Origin of the sequence: Fictibacillus nanhaiensis, from assembly GCF_036213205.1 — a bacterium.
Classification (GTDB): Bacteria; Bacillota; Bacilli; order Bacillales; family Fictibacillaceae; genus Fictibacillus; species Fictibacillus nanhaiensis_E.
In genome coordinates this window covers 346895-367563 of record NZ_JARMFC010000006.1, presented here as the reverse complement: position 1 = coordinate 367563, position 20669 = coordinate 346895, and the positions used below count along the sequence as shown (strand labels likewise).

Annotated in this window: 21 protein-coding genes; 2 read left to right on the top strand and 19 right to left on the bottom strand. The window is 41.0% G+C overall.

Translation table 11 applies throughout. The features are described from left to right. Nucleotides 1-13: 13 nt before the first annotated feature. The 7 genes from P4V41_RS08870 to P4V41_RS08840 all read right to left on the bottom strand — a co-directional run bounded on the left by P4V41_RS08870 (nucleotide 14) and on the right by P4V41_RS08840 (nucleotide 7868). Complete coding sequence (locus P4V41_RS08870) at nucleotides 14-670, bottom strand: phosphatase PAP2 family protein (RefSeq protein ID WP_328084484.1); 657 nt, start codon at nucleotides 668-670, stop codon at nucleotides 14-16. 6 nt (nucleotides 671-676) lie between these two features. Next, the gene (locus P4V41_RS08865; protein ID WP_328084483.1) at nucleotides 677-1861 is read right to left on the bottom strand and encodes a DNA polymerase IV; all 1185 of its coding nucleotides are present in this window, start codon (nucleotides 1859-1861) and stop codon (nucleotides 677-679) included. A gap of 101 nt (nucleotides 1862-1962) precedes the next feature. Beyond that, complete coding sequence (locus tag P4V41_RS08860) at nucleotides 1963-2460, bottom strand: MarR family transcriptional regulator (protein WP_328084482.1); 498 nt, start codon at nucleotides 2458-2460, stop codon at nucleotides 1963-1965. A gap of 195 nt (nucleotides 2461-2655) precedes the next feature. Further along, nucleotides 2656-3786, bottom strand: a complete 1131-nt coding sequence (locus tag P4V41_RS08855) for a M20/M25/M40 family metallo-hydrolase (protein ID WP_328084481.1) — start codon at nucleotides 3784-3786, stop codon at nucleotides 2656-2658. Nucleotides 3787-3805: 19 nt separating this feature from the next. Continuing rightward, nucleotides 3806-5353 carry an acyl-CoA carboxylase subunit beta gene (locus tag P4V41_RS08850; protein ID WP_328084480.1) on the bottom strand — a complete coding sequence of 516 codons (1548 nt, stop codon included), beginning with the start codon at nucleotides 5351-5353 and terminating at the stop codon, nucleotides 3806-3808. After that, nucleotides 5353-6204 carry a methylmalonyl-CoA epimerase gene (mce, locus tag P4V41_RS08845; protein WP_328084479.1) on the bottom strand — a complete coding sequence of 284 codons (852 nt, stop codon included), beginning with the start codon at nucleotides 6202-6204 and terminating at the stop codon, nucleotides 5353-5355. The genes P4V41_RS08850 and mce overlap by 1 nt, the downstream gene beginning before the upstream one ends. Nucleotides 6205-6227: 23 nt before the next feature. Further along, nucleotides 6228-7868, bottom strand: a complete 1641-nt coding sequence (locus P4V41_RS08840) for a methylmalonyl-CoA mutase family protein (protein ID WP_328084478.1) — start codon at nucleotides 7866-7868, stop codon at nucleotides 6228-6230. Between the two features lie 185 nt (nucleotides 7869-8053). On the opposite strand from P4V41_RS08840, the gene prli42 reads away from it, so the two are divergent. Next, on the top strand, nucleotides 8054-8146 hold the full coding sequence (gene prli42 / locus P4V41_RS08835; protein ID WP_197130929.1) for a stressosome-associated protein Prli42: 93 nt from the start codon (nucleotides 8054-8056) through the stop codon (nucleotides 8144-8146). 41 nt (nucleotides 8147-8187) lie between these two features. On the opposite strand, the gene P4V41_RS08830 is transcribed toward prli42, so the two are convergent. The 5 genes from P4V41_RS08830 to P4V41_RS08810 all read right to left on the bottom strand — a co-directional run bounded on the left by P4V41_RS08830 (nucleotide 8188) and on the right by P4V41_RS08810 (nucleotide 12291). Further along, complete coding sequence (locus P4V41_RS08830; protein WP_328084477.1) at nucleotides 8188-8679, bottom strand: L,D-transpeptidase; 492 nt, start codon at nucleotides 8677-8679, stop codon at nucleotides 8188-8190. A 383-nt stretch (nucleotides 8680-9062) separates the two neighbouring features. Then, nucleotides 9063-10010, bottom strand: a complete 948-nt coding sequence (locus tag P4V41_RS08825; protein WP_328084476.1) for an aromatic acid exporter family protein — start codon at nucleotides 10008-10010, stop codon at nucleotides 9063-9065. A gap of 111 nt (nucleotides 10011-10121) precedes the next feature. After that, nucleotides 10122-10835, bottom strand: coding sequence for an amino acid ABC transporter ATP-binding protein (locus tag P4V41_RS08820; RefSeq protein WP_328084748.1), 714 nt, complete (start codon nucleotides 10833-10835; stop codon nucleotides 10122-10124). Further along, complete coding sequence (locus P4V41_RS08815; RefSeq protein ID WP_328084475.1) at nucleotides 10828-11487, bottom strand: amino acid ABC transporter permease; 660 nt, start codon at nucleotides 11485-11487, stop codon at nucleotides 10828-10830. The genes P4V41_RS08820 and P4V41_RS08815 overlap by 8 nt, the downstream gene beginning before the upstream one ends. Before the next feature lie 18 nt (nucleotides 11488-11505). Next, the gene (locus tag P4V41_RS08810; RefSeq protein ID WP_328084474.1) at nucleotides 11506-12291 is read right to left on the bottom strand and encodes a transporter substrate-binding domain-containing protein; all 786 of its coding nucleotides are present in this window, start codon (nucleotides 12289-12291) and stop codon (nucleotides 11506-11508) included. 131 nt (nucleotides 12292-12422) lie between these two features. On the opposite strand from P4V41_RS08810, the gene P4V41_RS08805 reads away from it, so the two are divergent. Then, nucleotides 12423-12848 carry an NUDIX domain-containing protein gene (locus P4V41_RS08805; protein ID WP_328084473.1) on the top strand — a complete coding sequence of 142 codons (426 nt, stop codon included), beginning with the start codon at nucleotides 12423-12425 and terminating at the stop codon, nucleotides 12846-12848. Nucleotides 12849-13042: 194 nt separating this feature from the next. On the opposite strand, the gene P4V41_RS08800 is transcribed toward P4V41_RS08805, so the two are convergent. The 7 genes from P4V41_RS08800 to bcd form a co-directional block, all read right to left on the bottom strand. Beyond that, complete coding sequence (locus tag P4V41_RS08800; RefSeq protein ID WP_144699187.1) at nucleotides 13043-13471, bottom strand: BrxA/BrxB family bacilliredoxin; 429 nt, start codon at nucleotides 13469-13471, stop codon at nucleotides 13043-13045. Between the two features lie 165 nt (nucleotides 13472-13636). After that, entirely contained in the window at nucleotides 13637-14959 is a 1323-nt protein-coding gene (locus tag P4V41_RS08795) for a dihydrolipoamide acetyltransferase family protein (protein WP_328084472.1), read from the bottom strand. 18 nt (nucleotides 14960-14977) lie between these two features. Continuing rightward, on the bottom strand, nucleotides 14978-15961 hold the full coding sequence (locus P4V41_RS08790) for an alpha-ketoacid dehydrogenase subunit beta (RefSeq protein WP_066395978.1): 984 nt from the start codon (nucleotides 15959-15961) through the stop codon (nucleotides 14978-14980). Nucleotides 15962-15975: 14 nt separating this feature from the next. After that, complete coding sequence (locus P4V41_RS08785; protein ID WP_328084471.1) at nucleotides 15976-16968, bottom strand: thiamine pyrophosphate-dependent dehydrogenase E1 component subunit alpha; 993 nt, start codon at nucleotides 16966-16968, stop codon at nucleotides 15976-15978. A gap of 13 nt (nucleotides 16969-16981) precedes the next feature. Continuing rightward, entirely contained in the window at nucleotides 16982-18403 is a 1422-nt protein-coding gene (gene lpdA / locus P4V41_RS08780; RefSeq protein WP_328084470.1) for a dihydrolipoyl dehydrogenase, read from the bottom strand. 25 nt (nucleotides 18404-18428) lie between these two features. Continuing rightward, nucleotides 18429-19541 carry a butyrate kinase gene (gene buk / locus P4V41_RS08775; protein WP_328084468.1) on the bottom strand — a complete coding sequence of 371 codons (1113 nt, stop codon included), beginning with the start codon at nucleotides 19539-19541 and terminating at the stop codon, nucleotides 18429-18431. A 27-nt stretch (nucleotides 19542-19568) separates the two neighbouring features. Then, entirely contained in the window at nucleotides 19569-20669 is a 1101-nt protein-coding gene (gene bcd / locus P4V41_RS08770) for a branched-chain amino acid dehydrogenase (protein WP_137788943.1), read from the bottom strand.

Below are 20669 nucleotides of genomic sequence, written 5' to 3'. Positions count from 1 at the left end.
GAGTCAGCTTTTCTTATTTCAATGATACATTCCTCTTAACATGCTTCAGCCCATTATACAGCAGAACGCAGATTAATAGCCAAGTTCCTCCGGCAGCAAAACCACCTAGTACATCCGTAGGGTAATGTACACCTAAATATACTCTGCTAAAACCAACTAATCCAATAAATAGGGCAGTAACTCCATACATAAACTTTCGATATCTGAACAGAATAGAATAATTTTGGACGAGGAGATAAGAAAGCAAACCGAAAAAAGCGATGGAGATCATAGCATGCCCGCTTGGAAAGCTATAACCGGTAATTTCAATAACACGATCGTACATCGGTCTATCTCTTTCAAACCAATCTTTGAACCATTGGTTTTCAAAGCGAATTCCGATTAGACAAACGCCTAACACAAACGGTTCTATCCACTTTCTTTCACCGATCAGCCAAATTACTGCAAAAAAGATAAAGATGGCAAATTGATATGGCCTTGAAGCGATGTTTGTCAGGAACGTAAAACCTTCATTTAAAACAGGCTGATGGATGACAGACACATTTTTCATCGTCCAAACATCAATAACTTCCACTCTTGATTGTTTATAGACAGAGGCAAACAGAATAAAAAGCCCGAGGCAAAGAACAATACACATTACTGTTCTTATCACGCTGTTCTTTAAGATCATGAACGATCAGCTCCTGTTACTTTTTCCCTTTTTAATGATACCCTCTCCATGCTTTCTCTCGATAGAAGATAATACATCATGAAGCAGTGCATCTTTTTCATTCTTTTCTACAGAGAACAGATCAAGCTGATAAGTAGCTTGTTCTTTTTCGACCACTTCTGTAGCGGTAATACCTAATAATCGAACAGGTTCCTGATTCCAATGTCGACGAAAGAGTTGAACTGCTGTTTTACGGATATCTCCTGAATGCTGTGTTCCGTTAGCAAGCATCGTACTTCTCGTAATCGTCTTCCGATCGCTATAGCGAATGGTGATAGCGAGGGTTAGTGCTACATATCCTTTTATTTTTAGCCGAGAAGATACTTTTTCCGCGAGCTTTTTGAAAACAGCTTCTGATTCCGTAACTGAAATAAGATCTTCACTCAATGTCGTAGAATTTCCGATCGACCGATAATCACTTGCAGCACTTGGATCGACTGGACGCGTATCAATGCCGTTTGCTCTTTCTTTCATCTTTATACCATTGATGCCAAAACGAGCCTTTACTTCATAATCTACGGCATCTGCGAGATCTTTTATTGTCATGATACCGTATTTATTTAACTTTTCTTCTGTTTTCTTACCAATTCCGTGCATCTCTCCTACTTTTAGCGGCCATAGCTTTTCACTGAGATCTCTCTTTCTAAGAACTGTGATTCCGAGAGGCTTCTTCATATCTGAAGCTGTTTTCGCTAAAAATTTATTAGGACCGATACCGATTGATGATGGCAGGTTCAGCTCATTCAACAATCTGGATTGAATCTCCTTTGCCATTTCAAGTGGTTCTTGACAGTCTGTTACATCCATGTAGCCTTCATCGATGGAAACAGGCTCTACCTTTTCTGTATATTCCTGCAAAAGCTGAAACATGCGTGATGAATACATTTTGTATGTTTCAAAGTCTGGAGGAACAACAACAAGATTGGGACAAAGCTTTCTAGCTTGCCATAGTGGCATCGTTGTTCTAACGCCTTTTTCCCTCGCTTCATAGCTACATGTTACGATGATTCCTTTTCGTTCTTCTACGTTTCCTGCTACCGCGACTGGCTTTCCTCGAAGATTAGGGTTTTCAGCCATTTCTACTGAAGCATAGAAGCTGTTCATGTCAACATGAAATATGATTCTTCTTTTAGACCCAGGAGACTGATACACATGAACACTCCTTTTATCAAAACTTATCTATTAGTATATGTTAGATCAGACATTAAAAACAAAAGGAAAGATGTCCAAGCAAAAGAAAAAGACAAGGTTATCTACCTTGTCTTGTGAAGCCGCTTTCCAGTATCCTCTACCCATTCAACAAACTCTTCACCATGAAAATGCTTGTTTAAATCTTTATGTAATTGAATAAGATCTCGATAGAAGTCCTTTTTACTTTCATCTTCCATCCATTTTTGAAGGAAACCATAGATTTGGCAGTTGAAGCTCGTAGACTCCTTATGTTTTACCAATCCTTCATCTGTTAAATAAACATAAGATATTCGACGGTCATCGTTCTTTTTTTCTAATCTCACATAACCTTTATCTTTTAGGCGTTTGATCACTTGCATAACTGTAGATACATCCCACAATCCGTAATAAGCGATCTTAGAGATCGTAATATCTTCTTCTAGTGAAACGATCCATAAAATATGTTGCTCGGCCTGAGTTAATCCAATGGCTTTCGCTGCTTTCTGCCAATCTTCTTCTAAAACTTTATAAACGCCACGCATGTAATTCACCATCATATGCATGTCAGATAGTTGACTCATCCCATTTCCTCCCCCGAAATAAGATTCTTTTGAATTACCAATATTTTCATTTCTATGATAAAAACATCTTACATAAATCATAAAGTGACTGTCAACTTTTTGCGACATTTTGTTTTAAAGAGCAACAAAAACAGGCAACAAGGCCTATTAAACAATAAAAACTTGGCGAAAATCCGCCAAGTTTCGTCATATTTCTTATTCGCCTGCTGTTATTCCGATTACCGCAAGTACCATTTCTGCAGTCTTCGTCAATTCCTCGATCGGCATTCTTTCATTCGTTGTGTGGATTTCTTCATAACCTACAGCTAGGTTTACGGTCGGTATGCCGTGACCAGCGATAATGTTCGCATCACTACCACCACCACTATGAAGAAGTCTGTGAGGTCGTCCGATCTTCTCCGCTGCTTTTTTAGCAACTTCAACAACATGATCACCTTCACCAAACTTGAATCCAGGATACATCACTTCGATCTCCACTTCTGCACGACCGCCTAATTCTGCAGCAGCTGATTCATAAGCTTCTTTCATTTTTGCTGTTTGAACTTCCATCTTCTCGTTGATCAATGAACGCGCTTCAGCTAGTACAAAAACAGTGTCACATACGATATTAGTTTGCTCTCCTGTTCCTCCACCATGAAAATGACCGATGTTTGCCGTAGTTTCTTCGTCAATTCTGCCAAGTGGCATGCGAGCGATCGCTTTAGCTGCAATCGTTATAGCTGATACTCCCTTTTCTGGAGCCACACCAGCATGTGCAGATTTTCCATAGATCTTCGCTCGAACTTTTGCCTGGGTAGGAGCCGCTACAATAATGTCTCCAACAGGGCCGTCACTATCTAGAGCAAAACCGTATTTAGCTGTGATTTTTGACGCATCCATTGCCTTTGCGCCGACTAGTCCAGATTCCTCTCCGACCGTAATGATAAATTGAATATCACCATGTGAGATATTTTTTTCTTTTAGCACTTTAATTGCTTCAAACATAGCAGCAAGACCTGCTTTGTCATCCGCTCCAAGAATCGTAGTACCATCCGTTACGACATAACCGTCTTTTATAGAAGGTTTGATTCCGTTACCAGGAGTTACTGTATCCATATGAGAAGTGAAATAAATTGTGTCAACGCCTTCTTTATTTCCTTTTAACGTACAGATTAAATTTCCTGCTGCGTGCTCTGTCGTTAATTCAGCATCATCCTCATAAACTTCAACACCAAGTTCTTCAAATTTCTTTTTAAGAACGATTGAAATCTCTTTTTCATGTCTAGTCTCTGAATCAATTTGAACAAGCTCTAAAAATTCGTTTAACAAACGGTCTGCATTTACCATTTATGTATTCCCTCGCTTCTTATAGTGGTATATTTCCATGCTTTTTGTAAGGTCTGTCTTCACTCTTGTTGCGCAGCATGTCAAGCGCCTGAATACACTTGATCCTTGTTTCTCTTGGGTCGATCACATCATCTACCATCCCGTTTGCAGCAGCGATGTATGGGTTAGCAAACTTCGTACGATATTCTTCAATCTTAGCGGCTCTCGTCGCTTCAGAATCTTCGCTTCGTTCGATCTCTTTAGCAAAGATGATATTCGCAGCTCCCTGTGGTCCCATAACAGCGATCTCTGCATTCGGCCATGCAAATACTAAATCTGCTCCAATAGATTTACTATTTAAAGCGACGTATGCACCGCCATATGCTTTTCGAAGAATAATCGTTATCTTTGGAACCGTCGCTTCTGAGTATGCATAAAGAATTTTTGCTCCATGACGAATAATGCCACCATGTTCTTGTTTTACGCCAGGAAAGAATCCTGTTACATCCTCAAACGTGATGATTGGAATATTGAAAGAGTCACATAAACGGATAAAACGCGATGCTTTATCTGAAGAATCAATGTCTAGTCCTCCAGCCATGACTTTTGGCTGATTACATACTAATCCTATCACTTCACCCTTTATCCTTGCAAAACCTACAACTATATTTCTTGCAAATTGAGCATGAACTTCCATGAATGAGTCTTTATCCACTACTTCTTGAATAACTGTTCTTACATCATAGGGGCGTGTTGAATCAAATGGAATGATCTCTGTGAGTTCAGGGCGATCATCCTCTTCATCTCCCCAAGGTAATACAGGCGTTCTCTCTTTATTATTCTGCGGAAGGTATGAGATTAAACGTCTAACATCTTCTAACACTTCTGATTCCGATGGTGCAGTAAAATGTGCGTTCCCACTCTTAGATCCATGAACTTCAGCACCACCTAGATCCTCAGAAGAAATCTTTTCCCCTGTAACCGTTTCGATTACTTTTGGTCCTGTGATAAACATCTGGCTGGTTTTTTCTACCATAAACACAAAATCAGTAATCACTGGAGAATACACCGCTCCCCCAGCACAAGGTCCCATAATGACGGAGATTTGAGGAATCACGCCAGAATAGATGCTGTTTCGATAAAAGATGTGTCCATACCCATCAAGAGACATGACTCCTTCTTGTATACGAGCACCTCCTGAATCGTTCAACCCGATAAAAGGAGTTCCGTTCTTAGCTGCAAGATCCATAACCGCAGCGATCTTTTTCGCGTGCATCTCTCCAAGAGCGCCACCAAATACCGTAAAATCTTGAGCAAATAAATAGATGGGACGACCATGAATCTTTCCGTAGCCAGTCACTACACCTTCTCCCGGCGCTTTCATTCCAGAAAGGCCAAAATCATGTGAACGATGCTCCATGAAAGGGTTTAGTTCAACAAACGTACCTTCGTCAAGTAAAAGATCGATTCGTTCTCGTGCCGTTAACTTTCCACGTTCATGCTGCTTATCGATGCGGTCATCACCGCCGCCTAATTCAATCTCTGTCTTCTTTTCATAAAGTTCATTAATCTTGTCATAGATGTCCATTATTTTATTTCCTCCTTACTTTTCGTCTTCTCACAAAGCTCAAACAACACCTTGTGAGTGGAAGAAGGATGCATAAAGGCAACTGACGCACCACCTGCGCCTGGTACAGCAACGTCATGGATCATCTTGATCCCGTTTGATTTCATCTCATCAATGCGGTCTTGTATGTTTGTAACGCCAAGAGCAACGTGATGTACACCTTGCCCACGCTTGTCAATAAACTGTGCAACAGGACTTTCTGCAGTTAGTGCTTCAAGCAGTTCTAGCCTTGTCTCACCGATTTTTATGAAAGCCACTTTCACTTTTTGTGAAGGAACTTCCTCGATCGCTTCAAGCGTAAGACCTAGAACATTGACATAGAATGGAAGTGCTTCATCTAGTGATTTAACAGCGATTCCAATATGATCGATCCGTTCTGGCGTCACTCCTGTTAACACCGTTTTTGCGATCCCATCACGTTTATAGACTGCTTGTTCAATAAACTTAGCTGTTTCGATCGTCGGAGTTCCTGGCGTGAATACTTTTTGTATCCCCTTGGACTCTAAGAACGGAATGTCTTCCCATGGAATTACACCTCCACCGACAACGATGATATCATCTGCTCCTTTTTCATGAAGAAGCCTCATCACTTCTGGAAAAAGTTCGTTATGTGCGCCTGACAGACAAGATAAGCCGATCGCATCCACATCTTCTTGGACAGCAGCAGCCGCAATTTGCTCGGGTGTTTGTCTTAACCCCGTATAAATGACTTCCATTCCATAATCTCTTAATGCTTGAGAAACAACAAGAGCTCCTCGGTCATGTCCGTCGAGTCCTGGTTTTGCAATTAGTACACGAATTGTTTTCTTCATCGTTTCTCCACTCCTCTCTATTTTTAGACGCCTGTGTACTCTCCAAATTCTTCTCGAAGCACACCGCATATTTCTCCGATCGTACAATATGATTTCACGCACTCAACAATGATCGGCATTAAGTTATCATCACCTTTAGCTGCAGCACGTAATGAATCCAACTGAGCGCTCACTCGGTTCTGATCTCTCTTTGCTTTCAGTGCTTGTAGCTTTTCTTTCTGTTTCTCTCCTAAAGTCGGATCAACTCTTAATAGTTCTGGCTGAGGTTCATTTTCAATACTAAATTTATTCATACCGACGATGATTTCTTGGCCATTCTCGATCTTTTTCTGTGTTTCATAGGACGTATGGTGAATCTCGCGCTGCATATACCCTTGTTCAACAGCTGCAACCGCGCCACCCATCTGATTGATTTTTTCAATGTATTCATTTGCTTTTCGTTCTAGCTCATCTGTTAGATGTTCTACGTAATAAGAACCCGCAAGTGGATCAACCGTATCAGCTACACCTGTTTCATGCGCTAAGATCTGCTGCGTACGAAGAGCGATTCGAGCCGAATCTTCTGTAGGAAGTGCAAGTGCTTCATCTCGTGAGTTCGTATGAAGACTCTGCGTTCCTCCTAGGACGGCTGATAGTGCTTGCGTTGTAACACGTACGATATTGTTATCCGGTTGCTGCGCAGTTAGGGTCGAGCCTCCTGTTTGGGTATGAAAACGCAGCTGCCATGACTTCGGATTCTTAGCTCCATAGTGTTCTTTCATAAGTTTAGCCCACATTCTACGAGCTGCTCTGAACTTCGCAACTTCCTCAAAGAACTGATTATGAGCATTGAAGAAAAAAGCTAACCGTGGAGCAAAGTCATCAATATTTAACCCTGCTTCTATCGCAGCATCTACATATGCGAGTCCATTTGCGATCGTAAAAGCAAGTTCTTGTGCGGCATTCGCCCCAGCTTCTCGAATGTGATAGCCAGAGATGCTGATCGTATTCCACTTTGGCACAAATTCCTGACAATAGCCGAAGATATCTGTGATCAATCGCATGGAAGGCTTTGGAGGGAAAATATATGTACCACGTGCGATGTATTCTTTTAAAATATCATTCTGTATCGTTCCTGATAGTTTTTCTGGACCTACTCCCTGCTTCTCAGCAACAGCGATATACATAGCGAGCAGGACAGAGGCGGGTGCGTTGATCGTCATCGAAGTACTTACCTTATCGAGCGGAATGTCTTTTAAAAGTGCTTCCATGTCTTCGATGGAGTCAATGGCTACCCCCACTTTTCCTACTTCCCCCCGTGACATCGAGTGATCAGAGTCATACCCGATCTGTGTAGGAAGATCGAATGCTACAGAAAGCCCGGTTTGCCCCTGATCCAGCAAATAGCGAAAACGCTTGTTTGTTTCTTCAGCAGAACCAAACCCTGCATATTGTCTCATCGTCCAGAACCTTGCACGATACATGGTGGATTGAGAACCACGTGTGTAAGGATATTCTCCGGGAAGTCCTAATGATTCCATCGGATAATGCTCTGCCTCTGTACCATACAGCCTTTCAACCTCTATATCAGATGAAGTATGAAATCTCTCTTTTCGTTCTGGAAATCTATTCATTGATTGTTCGGTCTTTTCTTGCCACTCTTTTATACGCTGTTGTTTATCCATTAGAAGCCTCCTGTTTAACAAACAAAATAGTCTCAACATAATATCTTTCGTTTTGTAAGCGCTTTTTCCTGCTTGTAAGCGCAAATTTTCGACTAAATTTGCAGATTGGTCTTTTAGGATTTCTTGTTTCTGCTTTCCAAACACGATACAATTAAGATGGAAATGTTTATAGGAGGGTAATGGCTTTGAATCAAAAACTTATAAAAACGATTGTGTATGTTATGATCATCTGTCTCGTTCTAAGCAGTCTTTTAACAGGAGTCGCTTTTTTCTTATAAAATAGTTAACCCCCAGTCCTCTATGGACTGGGGGTTTTACGTTACTGTTTTATGATTTCATCAAAACTTTTTTGGGAGTGTATCACTTTTACCTTTGTGCCTATCTTTAATTTGCTGTAGAGTCTCTGAACATCTTTTTCATACATACGAATGCACCCGGCCGTAACATATCTTCCAATGGCAGATGGATTATTATTTCCATGTATTCCGAAGGTGCGACCGTCCGTTCCGTTTGCATCAAAACCGATCCATCGTGTGCCGAGTGGATTCGTTTTATCGCCACCTGGTATATCCTTTTTTCGAAAATAAGGATCAACTGCTTTTACGGTGATTGTAAACTCGCCTTCTGGTGTTAGTTCCTTTGACTTTCCTGTTGCTACTTTATAGATTTCTTTAATGGCCCCATCTTCAACGTATGCAAGTCTGTTGGATGTTTTGTTAATGATTAAATAAGGATCTCCTAAAGCATGTGCGTCTCCGATCGGCCATATTGGTGAAAATAACAAGATAAAAGCTAACTTGAGTTTTCCCATTTTCATCACCCTGTCATTTTTTACTTAGTATTTGTAAATGCAGGGGAAGTCATGAGTTGCTTTGTTGGTTTTTTTCTTTTAGCCAGATGAGGGTAGTCGATCTCCGTTTCAGGTGCTCGCTTTCCGGGGGGCGTGCGGTGAGCCTCTTATGTATTCTTAGAAGCATATCTGCTCCTGCGTCTACTAGCAATGCTACCGAAGTGATCTTCCTCGTCGCATGCCTTACGAGATGATTATTCAAGCAGAAGGCACGCTGATCCCCCAGGAGTCTCGCACCTTAAACTCCGATCGACTTTTCAATGAAGAGAAGTAAATAAAATTGACAAGGTTTAATCTTGAAAGTGAAACAAAAATGAAAATATTGCAATCAAAAAACTTTAGGTCTACTTCTTAAATTTACTTTTGATGATCAAGTAATCCTCGATGTCTTGAAGTAACTGATAGAGCTTTGAACGTGTTTCGAATTCGTCTCTGTCTTTTGGCAGATGCATCTCCCGGAATTCTTGTCTCATGTTTTCTAGATCATCTAAGAACAAAACGGCTGTATTTCCTGGGTGAACAGCAGCGCTTAGGCGCTCGAAGAAGCTTCCTAGTTTTTCACACTGAACATATGTCTTATCAATGGAAGAAATGATGGGTAGCATTCGTTGAATGATCTCAAACTGTTTTTCTCTCATCTTAAAGTAGTGATAATACTGGTTTTCATAGCGTAGAAAATGATTTTCAATGTCACGAAAGGCAATGCTTTTCGCGTTTGAGATTAGATCTGCACATTCTGTGATCTCTTTTCCGTCCCATTCGTGTTTATCATGAGCTAAATACAAATGAAATTCATGAAAGATAACTTTGTATCTTTTTTCGAGTTCCCTTTGCATGTTTAACAGTATTTTTTCTACTGAAGGCATATAGAGATTCATGATCAGTCCCATACCTATACCGATAACGATGATGCTAAATTCGTTCAGCACGATTTCCCATGTGATCTGTTGAAGGGTGTATAAATGTAGGATGATAACTGACGATGTGATAATTCCTTCTTTCAAATTTAGTGATACGAGTGTTGGAATAAAAAGAATTAAAAGAATGGTTAGAGCATAAGGATGATATCCGATCAGTGAGAAGATCGCACTCGCAAATCCTATTCCAAGTATACAAGCGGCAAATCTTTCCCATGAAGAGATGATCGATTTCTTTTTTGTTATCTTAATACAAAGAATAGTTAGAATACCGGCTGACGTATAAAAGTCTAATCCTAGCCACTCTGCTAAGGCGATAGCAATTCCTGCTCCGATTGCAGTCTTTAAAGTTCGATAGCCAATTGTAAATTTCATAAAATGAATGCCTTCTTTCCCATCTCGTTCTGCAACTTGTACTATTTTTCCATACTTCAAAGAAATTCAGAAACGAAAAAGGACTTCAGCTAAGAAGTCCTTTTTTAAGCATTATAGCACTTTTTCTAAGAAAGCTTTAGCTCGATCTGTTTTCGGATTTTCAAAGAAAATAGCTGGTTCTTGATCTTCTACTAATTTCCCGTCATCCATGAACAGAACGCGATCAGCAACTTCTTTTGCAAAGCCCATCTCATGTGTCACTATAACCATCGTCATGCCTAATTTGACGAGGTTCTTCATCACTTGTAGCACCTCTTTTACCATCTCTGGATCTAGAGCAGAAGTCGGTTCATCAAAAAGCATAACTTCAGGTTTCATAGCGAGTGCTCTCGCTATGGCCACACGCTGCTTTTGTCCGCCAGAAAGGTTAGAAGGATAACTGTTCGCTTTATCACTCAGCCCAACTGTTTTAAGAAGATCTAAAGCTTCCTTTTCAGCTTCGCTTTTCGAGATCTTTAATACTTGCAACGGAGCGAATGTAACGTTTTCTAAAACTGTGAGATGTGGAAACAGATTGAAATGTTGAAATACCATTCCTACCTTTTTACGAAGATGTAATTCCATCTCGTTTATGTCTTTACCTTCTATCTTAATCGATCCTTCATCGTGTATCTCTAATAGATTCAAACAACGAAGAAAAGTGGACTTACCTGATCCCGAAGGCCCGATCACAGCGATAACTTCGCCTTTTTTAATCGAAGTTGATATTCCTCTTAACACTTCATTATTTCCGAAACTCTTTTTCAACCCTTGAACATCAATCACTCTTCGCAAGCCTCCTCTCCATAACTCGACCAGCCAATGTCAACATCATTACTAACAGATAATAAACAAGACCCGCTAGTAATAATGGTTCAAAAAAGCGATAGTTGCTCGCGCCAACGATTTGAGCTCGTCTCATAATATCAAGTGCACCGATAACAGAGACGATCGCTGATTCTTTTGTTAGTGTAATAAATTCGTTCATTAATGCCGGTAAAATATTCTTAAAGGCTTGTGGCAGAATGATCTTCAACATCATTGTCCGATACGGAACACCTAATGCCATCGCAGCTTCTTTCTGTCCCTTGTCGACCGCATTGATACCGGCACGAATAATCTCTGAAATATAAGCGGCCGAATTAAGAGCAAACGTTAGAACCCCTGCCGAAAAAGCGCCTATATCTACTCCAGTTAGCTGAGGTACTGCATAATAGATCAATAGCATTTGCAAAATTAACGGCGTTCCTCTAAAGACCGAGGTATATGCATCAGCAAACCATCTTAAGATTGTGATCTTACCTATTTTAAAAAGGGAGAGTACGGTCCCCCATATAAATCCAAGTACTAACGATACCGCCACGAACTGCAACGTAACCCATATTCCGTATAAGATATACGGAATAGAAGGCACGAGCTGGGCAAAATCCAAGTTCATGCCTACCACTCTCTTTCTCTATTTTTTAACACCGAACCACTTTTCAACAAGCTTGTCCAATGTACCGTCTTCTTTCATCTTCTGAAGTTCCGCATTAAACTCTTTTGTTAGCTCACTATCCTTAGGAAAAGCGATTGCCGATCCTGCAGCATCTGTGTTCGGAAGTGCGAACGAGGAAAGGTCTTTATTTTTCTTTAAAAATTCGTAAGCAACAGCATCCTCAATAATCGCTGCATCAACTCGGTTTGATTTCATTTCTTGAACCAATTCTGTTACTTTGTTACGCTGAACAACTTTGAAGTTATGGTCCTTTAACAATTTATCTGCTTCTTTTTCTTGAATGGAAGCCAATTGAACTCCAATTGTTTTGCCTTCAAGATCTGCCACCCTTTTAATGGATTTGTCTTTAGTAACGATTAATTGTTGAGCTGCATAATATTCATCTGAAAAATCTACTGTCTTTTTACGTTCTTCATTAGGTGTCATACCCGCGATTACGAAGTCAGCTTTGCCGCTGTCTAATGCAGGAATCAACCCGTTAAAGTCCATGTCCTTTATCTCAACCTTGTATCCTAATTTTTTTGCGATGTGATTCGCAACATCAATATCAAAGCCTACGATCTCTCCACCTTTTGCTGTTTCCACATATTCATATGGAGGATAATCAGCAGAAGTAGCCATCACTAACGTCTTCTCTGACGAATCGCTCCCAGTGCTTGTAGAACTCTTTTCTTCGACTGCTCCACATCCCGCTAACAACGCAAGTACTATGATAAAATAAATACTAAATAGATTTCTTCTCATTTGTTGATCCCCCTGTACAAAACATTTATATTTATTCGTTAAAATGAATATTAACACATAAACATACAAAATTAAGTATTTTAATAATTCTGAATGTATTTATATACATTCAGGTAAGGTGGTTGATTGACTTGCGATTTGGTGAAGTGATGGAAGATGTTATATATCGAATGCGAGAAGCAGTGTATGCTGTAGTTTTGGATGAAAATAAGAATATAGCCGTCATGGTTCAGAACGGCAAAGGATTCTTACCAGGTGGTGGTATAGAAACTGGCGAGGATCATGTAGTTTGTTTGAAAAGAGAATGTATCGAGGAAACAGGATTTACTTTTCAGATGGAACAATTTGTGGGAAATGCAAAGCAATATTTTAAAACGAGACAAGGTGAATATCTGATGAATGATGGGTATTTTTATACAGGTTCTTTTGGGGAGTATGCAAATGATCCCCTAGATCAAGATCATGAGTTAGTGTGGATGAGTATTGATCAAGCTGAAGAACTACTATTTCATACGTCTCATGTTTGGGCTGTTAAAAAAGAGCTTGGATTGGATTAAGAGTGAGTTATTGTGGATGGTGAGCGTTGATTTCTATGATCTTTGATAAATCTTTGGAATTGAGCATAAATCCTTGGAATCGCTCACTAATCTCTAGAATCGCTCATAAACCCTATGCTTTACCCACATTTTATGAGCAATAAAAAAACTGGCTCAATTTCGAGCCAGTTTTCGTTCATACATACTTCATATTCCTACTTACAATACGTTTCAAAAGCACTTCTTAGCTTGTTTACAACTTCCATCGGTTCGTGGCCTTCGATCTCATGACGTTCGACCATCATTTGAATCTCTCCATCCTTCAATAGAGCAAATGAAGGGGATGATGGTGGATAGCCTGTAAAATAAGACCGCGCTGTCTCTGTTGCTTCTTTATCTTGTCCGGCAAATACCGTAACAAGATGGTCCGGGCGAACGTCTTGTTTTACCGAATATGAAGCCGAAGGGCGTGCGATTCCTCCAGCACAGCCACAAACGGAATTAATCATTACAAGTGTTGTACCTTCTTTTTTAAAAGCTTCTTCAACATCTTCTGGTTTGAATAGCTGCGTATAGCCAGCCTCTACCATTTCTTTACGAGCCGTTTCTACTACATCATTAAAAAGATTAAATTGAAAATTCATTCGTAATCAGCTCCTTTCATTCTTATTGTACTCAATTTTGGACATATAAAAAAGAAAAATGCCGTAACATGTACGGCACTTTTCTTAGGGGGTTATGGGGTTTGGAGGTGTTGATAGTTATCTCTACCCGCAATAAAACCCGCATAAACCTGAAAAAAACATTTTTTAATAAATGGATGTGTTTTCTTTTGTCATGCTCTCTAAACGTGCTTTTACTGAAGCTAAGAAGCGTCCGCATACGAGACCATCAAGAACACGATGATCAAGAGAAAGACAAAGATTAACCATATCACGCACTGCGATCATACCATTGTTCATCACAACCGGACGCTTAACGATTGATTCTACAGACAAGATAGCAGCTTGCGGATAGTTGATGATCGGCGTTGACATCACAGATCCAAAAGAACCTGTGTTATTTACGGTGAATGTACCGCCTTTCATGTCGTCACCAGCTAATTTATTCGTTCTTACTTTATCAGCTAGTTCTTTAACATCGCGTGCGATTCCTTTAATAGACTTTTCATCAGCATGTTTGATGACAGGAACGTACAGTGCATCATCTGTTGCAACAGCGATTGAGATATTGATGTCCTTTTTCTGGATTATCTTATCTCCTGCCCACATCGAATTGATCTGCGGGAATTCTTTTAGTGATTCTACAACAGCCTTGATAAAGAAAGGCAAGAACGTAAGGTTATACCCTTCTTTTGTTTTAAAATCACCTTTTACAGAATTACGATATTCTACTAAGTTCGTTACATCCACTTCAACCATCGTCCATGCATGAGGTGCTTCGTGCTTTGAGCGGACCATGTTTTGAGCGATCGCTTTACGGATACCTGATACCGGAATCTCAATATCACCAGGCATTGTGTCTATAGAGACCGGCTTTAATGCTGGCGCTGGTTGTTGAGGTTGAGCCGTTTCTTGAGAAGAAGCAGGTGCTTCAGAAACAACTTCTCTAGCTGGCTTGTTTTCTTTCGTAGGAATCTGACCGGAATCAATGATCTTTTGAAGATCTTTTCGAGTGATTCTTCCGCTTTGTCCTGATCCCTCTACTTGGTCTAGATCGATGCCATGTTCAGATGCCATTCGTACTACTGCTGGTGAAAAACGTCCTCTCGCCACTCGATCGACGTTCGGTGCAGGCTTAGCAGAATTCGAACTCTGTGATGTTGAAGAAGATGCTGTTTCAGCAGGCTTGTCTTCTGTTGAAGATGCTGGTGCACTTCCTCCGCTTTCTCCTTCTGTTTCGATATAGCAGATCAACTCGCCAACTGAAAGTGTATCTCCTTCGCCAGCAACCAGTTCTTTTATCGTTCCAGAAAAAGATGATGGAACTTCTGCGTTAACTTTATCTGTCATCACTTCAGCCAATGGATCGTATTTTTTTACCGTATCACCCGGCTGAACGAGCCATTTACTGATCGTACCTTCTGTTACACTTTCCCCTAATTGGGGCATAGTAATTTTTTCTGTAGCCATTAAAGTCCCCTCCTATTGTTAAAATGCCGCAAGATCTCTCATGGCTTTTTCTACTTTGTCAGGATTAACCATAAAATGCTTTTCCATCGTTGGTGCATATGGCATCGCCGGTACATCTGGTCCAGCTAGACGTTGAACAGGAGCATCTAATTCGAACAAGCAATTTTCCGCGATGATGGCTGAAACTTCGCTCATGATGCTTCCTTCCTTGTTGTCTTCAGTTACAAGAAGCACTTTACCTGTTTTGGAAGCTGCTTCAATGATCGCTTCCTTATCCAACGGATACACAGTACGAAGATCAAGAATATGAGCTGAAATTCCGTCTTTTTCAAGCTTTTCAGCCGCTTGAAGGGCAAAGTGTACACATAATCCGTATGTAATAACGGTAATATCTTCACCTTCACGCTTCACATCCGCTTTTCCGATAGGCAGTGTATATTCTTCACTCGGCACTTCACCTTTGATCAGTCGGTAAGCACGTTTATGCTCAAAGAAAAGAACAGGATCTTCATCACGGATCGCAGACTTCAATAGTCCTTTTACATCATAAGGCGTAGAAGGCATAACAATTTTTAAGCCTGGTACGTTTGCGAATAGCGCTTCAACAGATTGTGAGTGATAAAGCGCACCATGTACTCCACCGCCATATGGAGCACGAATCGTAATCGGGCACGTCCAATCATTGTTCGAACGGTAGCGGATCTTAGCAGCTTCAGAAACAATCTGGTTAACTGCTGGCATGATAAAGTCAGCAAACTGCATTTCTGCAATCGGACGCATTCCATACATGGCCGCACCGATACCTACTCCTGCAATAGCAGACTCTGCGAGTGGAGCATCGATAACTCTCTCTTCTCCAAACTCTTCGATCAACCCAGTCGTCGCACGGAAAACTCCTCCGCGTACACCAACATCTTCACCTACTACAAATACTCGCTTATCACGTTGCATCTCTTCGCGAATCGCTTGTGTTACAGCATCAATATATGAAATTACCGGCATCTCGTTTTCCCCCTTTACTCTGCGTATACATGAAGAAGTGCGCTTTCAGGATTAGCATATTTTGCGTTCTCTGCATATTCTGTAGCTTCGTCCACTTCTTTTTGAATTTCGTCTAAGATCTGTTTTTCTATTTCTTCTGTTAAGATACCATTCTCTTTTAAGTAAGCAGCAAACGTATGAATCGGATCTTTTGCTTTCGCTTCTTCTACCTCTTCACGAGTTCTATACGCACGATCATCATCATCTGATGAGTGAGGCGTTAAACGATACGCTACTGTCTCAACTAAAGTAGGACCTTCACCACGTCGACCGCGATCAGCAGCTTCTTTTACAGCTTCATAAACAGCTAGTGGGTCATTCCCATCCACTGTTACGCCTGGCATACCATAACCGATCGCACGGTCAGAAACGTTCACACAAGCTAGCTGTTTAGAGATTGGAACCGAGATTGCGTATTTGTTGTTCTCACACATAAAGATAACAGGAAGTTTATGAACAGAAGCAAAGTTTGCTCCCTCATGGAAATCTCCCTGGTTTGAAGATCCTTCACCAAACGTTGTGAACGTTACGAGGTCTTTCCCTTCCATTCTTCCACCAAGTGCGATTCCTACAGCATGAGGAACCTGAGTTGTAACAGGCGAAGAACCTGTTACGATGCGAAGCTTTTTAGAACCAAAATGCCCTGGCATCTGGCGACCGCCGCTGTTAGGATCTTCCGCTTTGGCAAAACCAGAAAGCATAAGATCTCTCGCTGTCATACCAAACTGTAAAACAACACCCATGTCTCGGTAGTACGGCAACACAAAATCTTTCTCATTATCTAGAGCCATCGCTGCACCAACTTGTGCTGCTTCTTGACCTTGACACGAGATAACGAAAGGAATCTTTCCAGCGCGGTTTAATAACCACATACGCTCATCAATTTTTCTTGCTAATAACATCGTTCTATACATATGGATTACATCTTCATTGGTTAAGCCTAATTGTTCGTGACGTAATTCTGCCATTTGTTTTACCTCCTTAGAAATGGATCGCTTTTCCTTCAACAGCCAACGCTGCTTCACCAAATACTTCTGATAGAGATGGATGTGGATGGATGGTATGACCCATCTCCCACGGAGTTGCATCTAAAACTTTCGCTAAGCCAGCTTCAGAGATCATATCCGTTACGTGAGGTCCGATCATATGAACGCCTAAAAGATCATCGTTATCTTTATTTGCTACGATCTTAACAAACCCATCACTTTCACCATATACAAGAGCTTTTCCTATCGCTTTAAAAGGAAACTTTCCGACTTTTACGTTAAAGCCTTGATCTTTTGCCTGTTTCTCAGTAAGACCGACACTTGCCATCTCTGGACTTGAATAGATACATTTCGAAATATTATCGTAGTTGATCGGCTCAGGATTCAGGTTAGAGAGGTGTTCTACGGCTGTAATCCCCTCATGCGAAGCTACATGCGCAAGCTGAAGACCCCCGATTACATCACCAATCGCATAAATGTGACTCTCTGCGGTTTGGAAATATTCATTCGTCTGAATGTATCCGTTTTCAACTTTAATGATAGTGTTTTCTAAACCGATACCTTCTGAGTTCGCCATGCGTCCTACAGAAACGAGCATCTTATCAGCATTAAATTGTTTTGTCTCGCCTTTATGTTCAGCCGAGATCATTACGCCTTCGCCTTTTTCTAAAGTATCAGGAAGGACTTTTGCACTCGTTACGAGCTTGATGCCTTTTTTCTTAAGAACGCGTGCTGCTTCTTTCGAAATCTCTTCGTCTTCTGTCGGTACGATTCTATCAGCATATTCTAGAACCGTTACTTCCACTCCAAGATCATTGAGCATAGACGCCCATTCAATCCCGATTACTCCCCCGCCAACGATGATGATTGATGATGGCAAATTCTCCATCTGGAGTGCTTCATCACTAGACATAACATGAGTACCGTCGATCTCTAATCCTGGTAATGAACGCGGTCTAGAACCTGTTGCAATAATTACGTTCTGCGGGATAAGAATTTCATTTTCAGTACCATCATTAAACTCAACGGATATCGTACCTGGCATCGGAGAAAAGATGGAAGGTCCTAGAATACGACCGATTCCTTCATAGACTTCGATCTTTCCTTTTTTCATCAAACTTTGTACACCCATGTGCAGTTGATTAACAATTGATTGCTTACGTTCTTGCATCTTTGAAAAGTTCAAGCCTAGTCCTTCTATATCAACACCAAAGTCTGCAGCTTTTTTAGCTGTTTTGTAAACTTCAGCACTTCTTAATAAAGCTTTACTTGGTATACAACCTCTATGTAAGCAAGTACCCCCAAGCTTTCCTTTTTCAACAACCGCAACGGTTTTTCCTAATTGAGCAGCTCGGATGGCAGCTACATAGCCGCCAGTCCCTCCGCCCAATATGACCAAATCAAAGTCTTTTGACATCGCTCATATCTCCTTTTGCTGTTAGTTAATCCAGTGACACTCTAGCAATCGTTTTTCCTCCCGGATAAATCTTTGCTGTTTCTTCTTCTCGTAATACACGAAGGCCACCTTCTGCTAACGCTTGAAGCTCATTCTCTCCCGGCTGAATGATACAATCTGAAATCCACTCAACGCGGTCTGTTATCTTCTTAACAAATTCTTTTCCAAAAGCAAGACCGCCTGTTAAGATGATCGCATCAACTTGTCCATAGAGAACGGTACTTGCTGATCCGATCTCTTTAGCGACTTGATAAGCCATCGCGTCATAGATAAGCTCTGCTTTTTTATCACCGTTCTCGATTCTTTCCTCAACGGTCCTTGCATCGTTTGTTCCCAGGTAAGCAACAAGACCACCTTGCCCAACAAGCTTCTTCATTACTTCTTCTGCGTAATATTCGCCAGAGAAGCAGAGTGATACCAAGTCACCTATCGGAACAGTGCCTGCACGCTCAGGAGAGAACGGTCCCTCTCCATGTAGTCCGTTGTTTACATCGATCACTCTGCCATCCTTGTGGACACCTACCGTGATCCCTCCGCCCATGTGAACGACAATAAGACGAAGAGCGTCATAAGATTTATTCAACTGTTTCGCAACACGTCGCGCAACAGCCTTTTGATTCAACGCGTGAAAAATACTCTTTCTTTCCATTTCAGGGACACCTGAAATTCTTGCGATCTCATCCATCTCATCGACTACAACCGGATCTACGATAAAAGATGGAATGTTCAGACCTTCTGCTATTTCAAATGCCAGGATTCCACCTAAATTCGAAGCGTGTTCACCAGCGTAACCATTTTTCAGATCCTTAAGCATCGGTTCATTGACGCTGTAAGTTCCACCTTCGATCGGTCTTAACAAACCACCGCGGCCGACTACACAACTCAGCTTTGAAATATTGATGCCTTCGTGATCTAAGGCTTCTAAGATCGTTTCTTTTCTAAAAGTGTACTGATCAATAACAGAATCAAACGAATGGATGGTTTCTGTATCGTGACGAATCGTTTTTTCAAATACTGGCCGTTCGTTATCGAAAATTCCAATCTTAGTAGAGGTTGACCCCGGATTGATCACTAGTATGCGATATTCTTTTTGATGCACGTTTCAAACCTCCATTGATACGAACTCTTAACGAGATCGGTTTGACAGGATATGTCTTTCATTTAATAAGAACTGACTTCTAGACATTCTCATGCGTTCGATACGCTCTTCTGCAAGACGATCAGCAGCAAGATATGTTGGAATGTTATCACGCTTTGAAATCTCAATAACACTCGCGATGTTGTCATAAATCGTTTCTACTTTTTTCATAGCACGATCACGGTTATAGCCGTTAAGCTCATCCGCTACATTGATTACTCCACCAGCGTTGATTACATAGTCAGGTGCATAAACGATTCCCATCTCATGAATCGCATCACCGTGACGTGTTTCTTTCAGTTGGTTGTTAGCAGCTCCTGCAATAACTTTAGCTTTGATCTGTGGAATCGTATCGTCGTTAATAATAGCTCCTAGTGCACATGGAGCAAAGATATCGCAATCTACGCTGTAAATCTCATCAATTTCTACTGCTTTTGCGCCAAAATCTTCAACTGCACGTTGAACAGCTTCTTTATTGATATCTGTAACGATCAATGATGCACCTTCTTCGTGAAGGTGTTTACATAGTGTGTAAGCAACATGTCCAACACCTTGAACAGCGATCACTTTTCCTTCTAGAGAATCTGTTCCAAACGCTTCCATTGCTGCAGCTTTCATACCGCGGTATACACCGTAAGCTGTTACTGGTGATGGATTTCCACTTGAACCGAAAGCAGGTGATACACCTGTTACGAATTGTGTTTCTTGATAGATAAGATCCATGTCTTCAACCGTTGTACCAACATCTTCTGCTGTAATATAACGTCCATTAAGTCCTTGAATATAACGACCGAACGCACGGAACATTTCTTCGTTTTTGTCTTTCTTAGGGTCACCAATGATTACTGTTTTTCCGCCTCCAAGATTCAAACCTGCAGCTGCGTTCTTATAAGTCATGCCTTTAGCAAGTCTAAGTGCATCTTCAATCGCTGCATCTTCAGTCTCGTATGTCCACATTCTTGTTCCGCCTAGTGCAGGACCAAGTGTCGTATCGTGAATACAGATAATTGCTTTTAGACCAGATTGTTTATCTTGGCAGATCACCATTTGCTCATAATCGTAAGTTTCCATATATTTAAAAATTTCCAT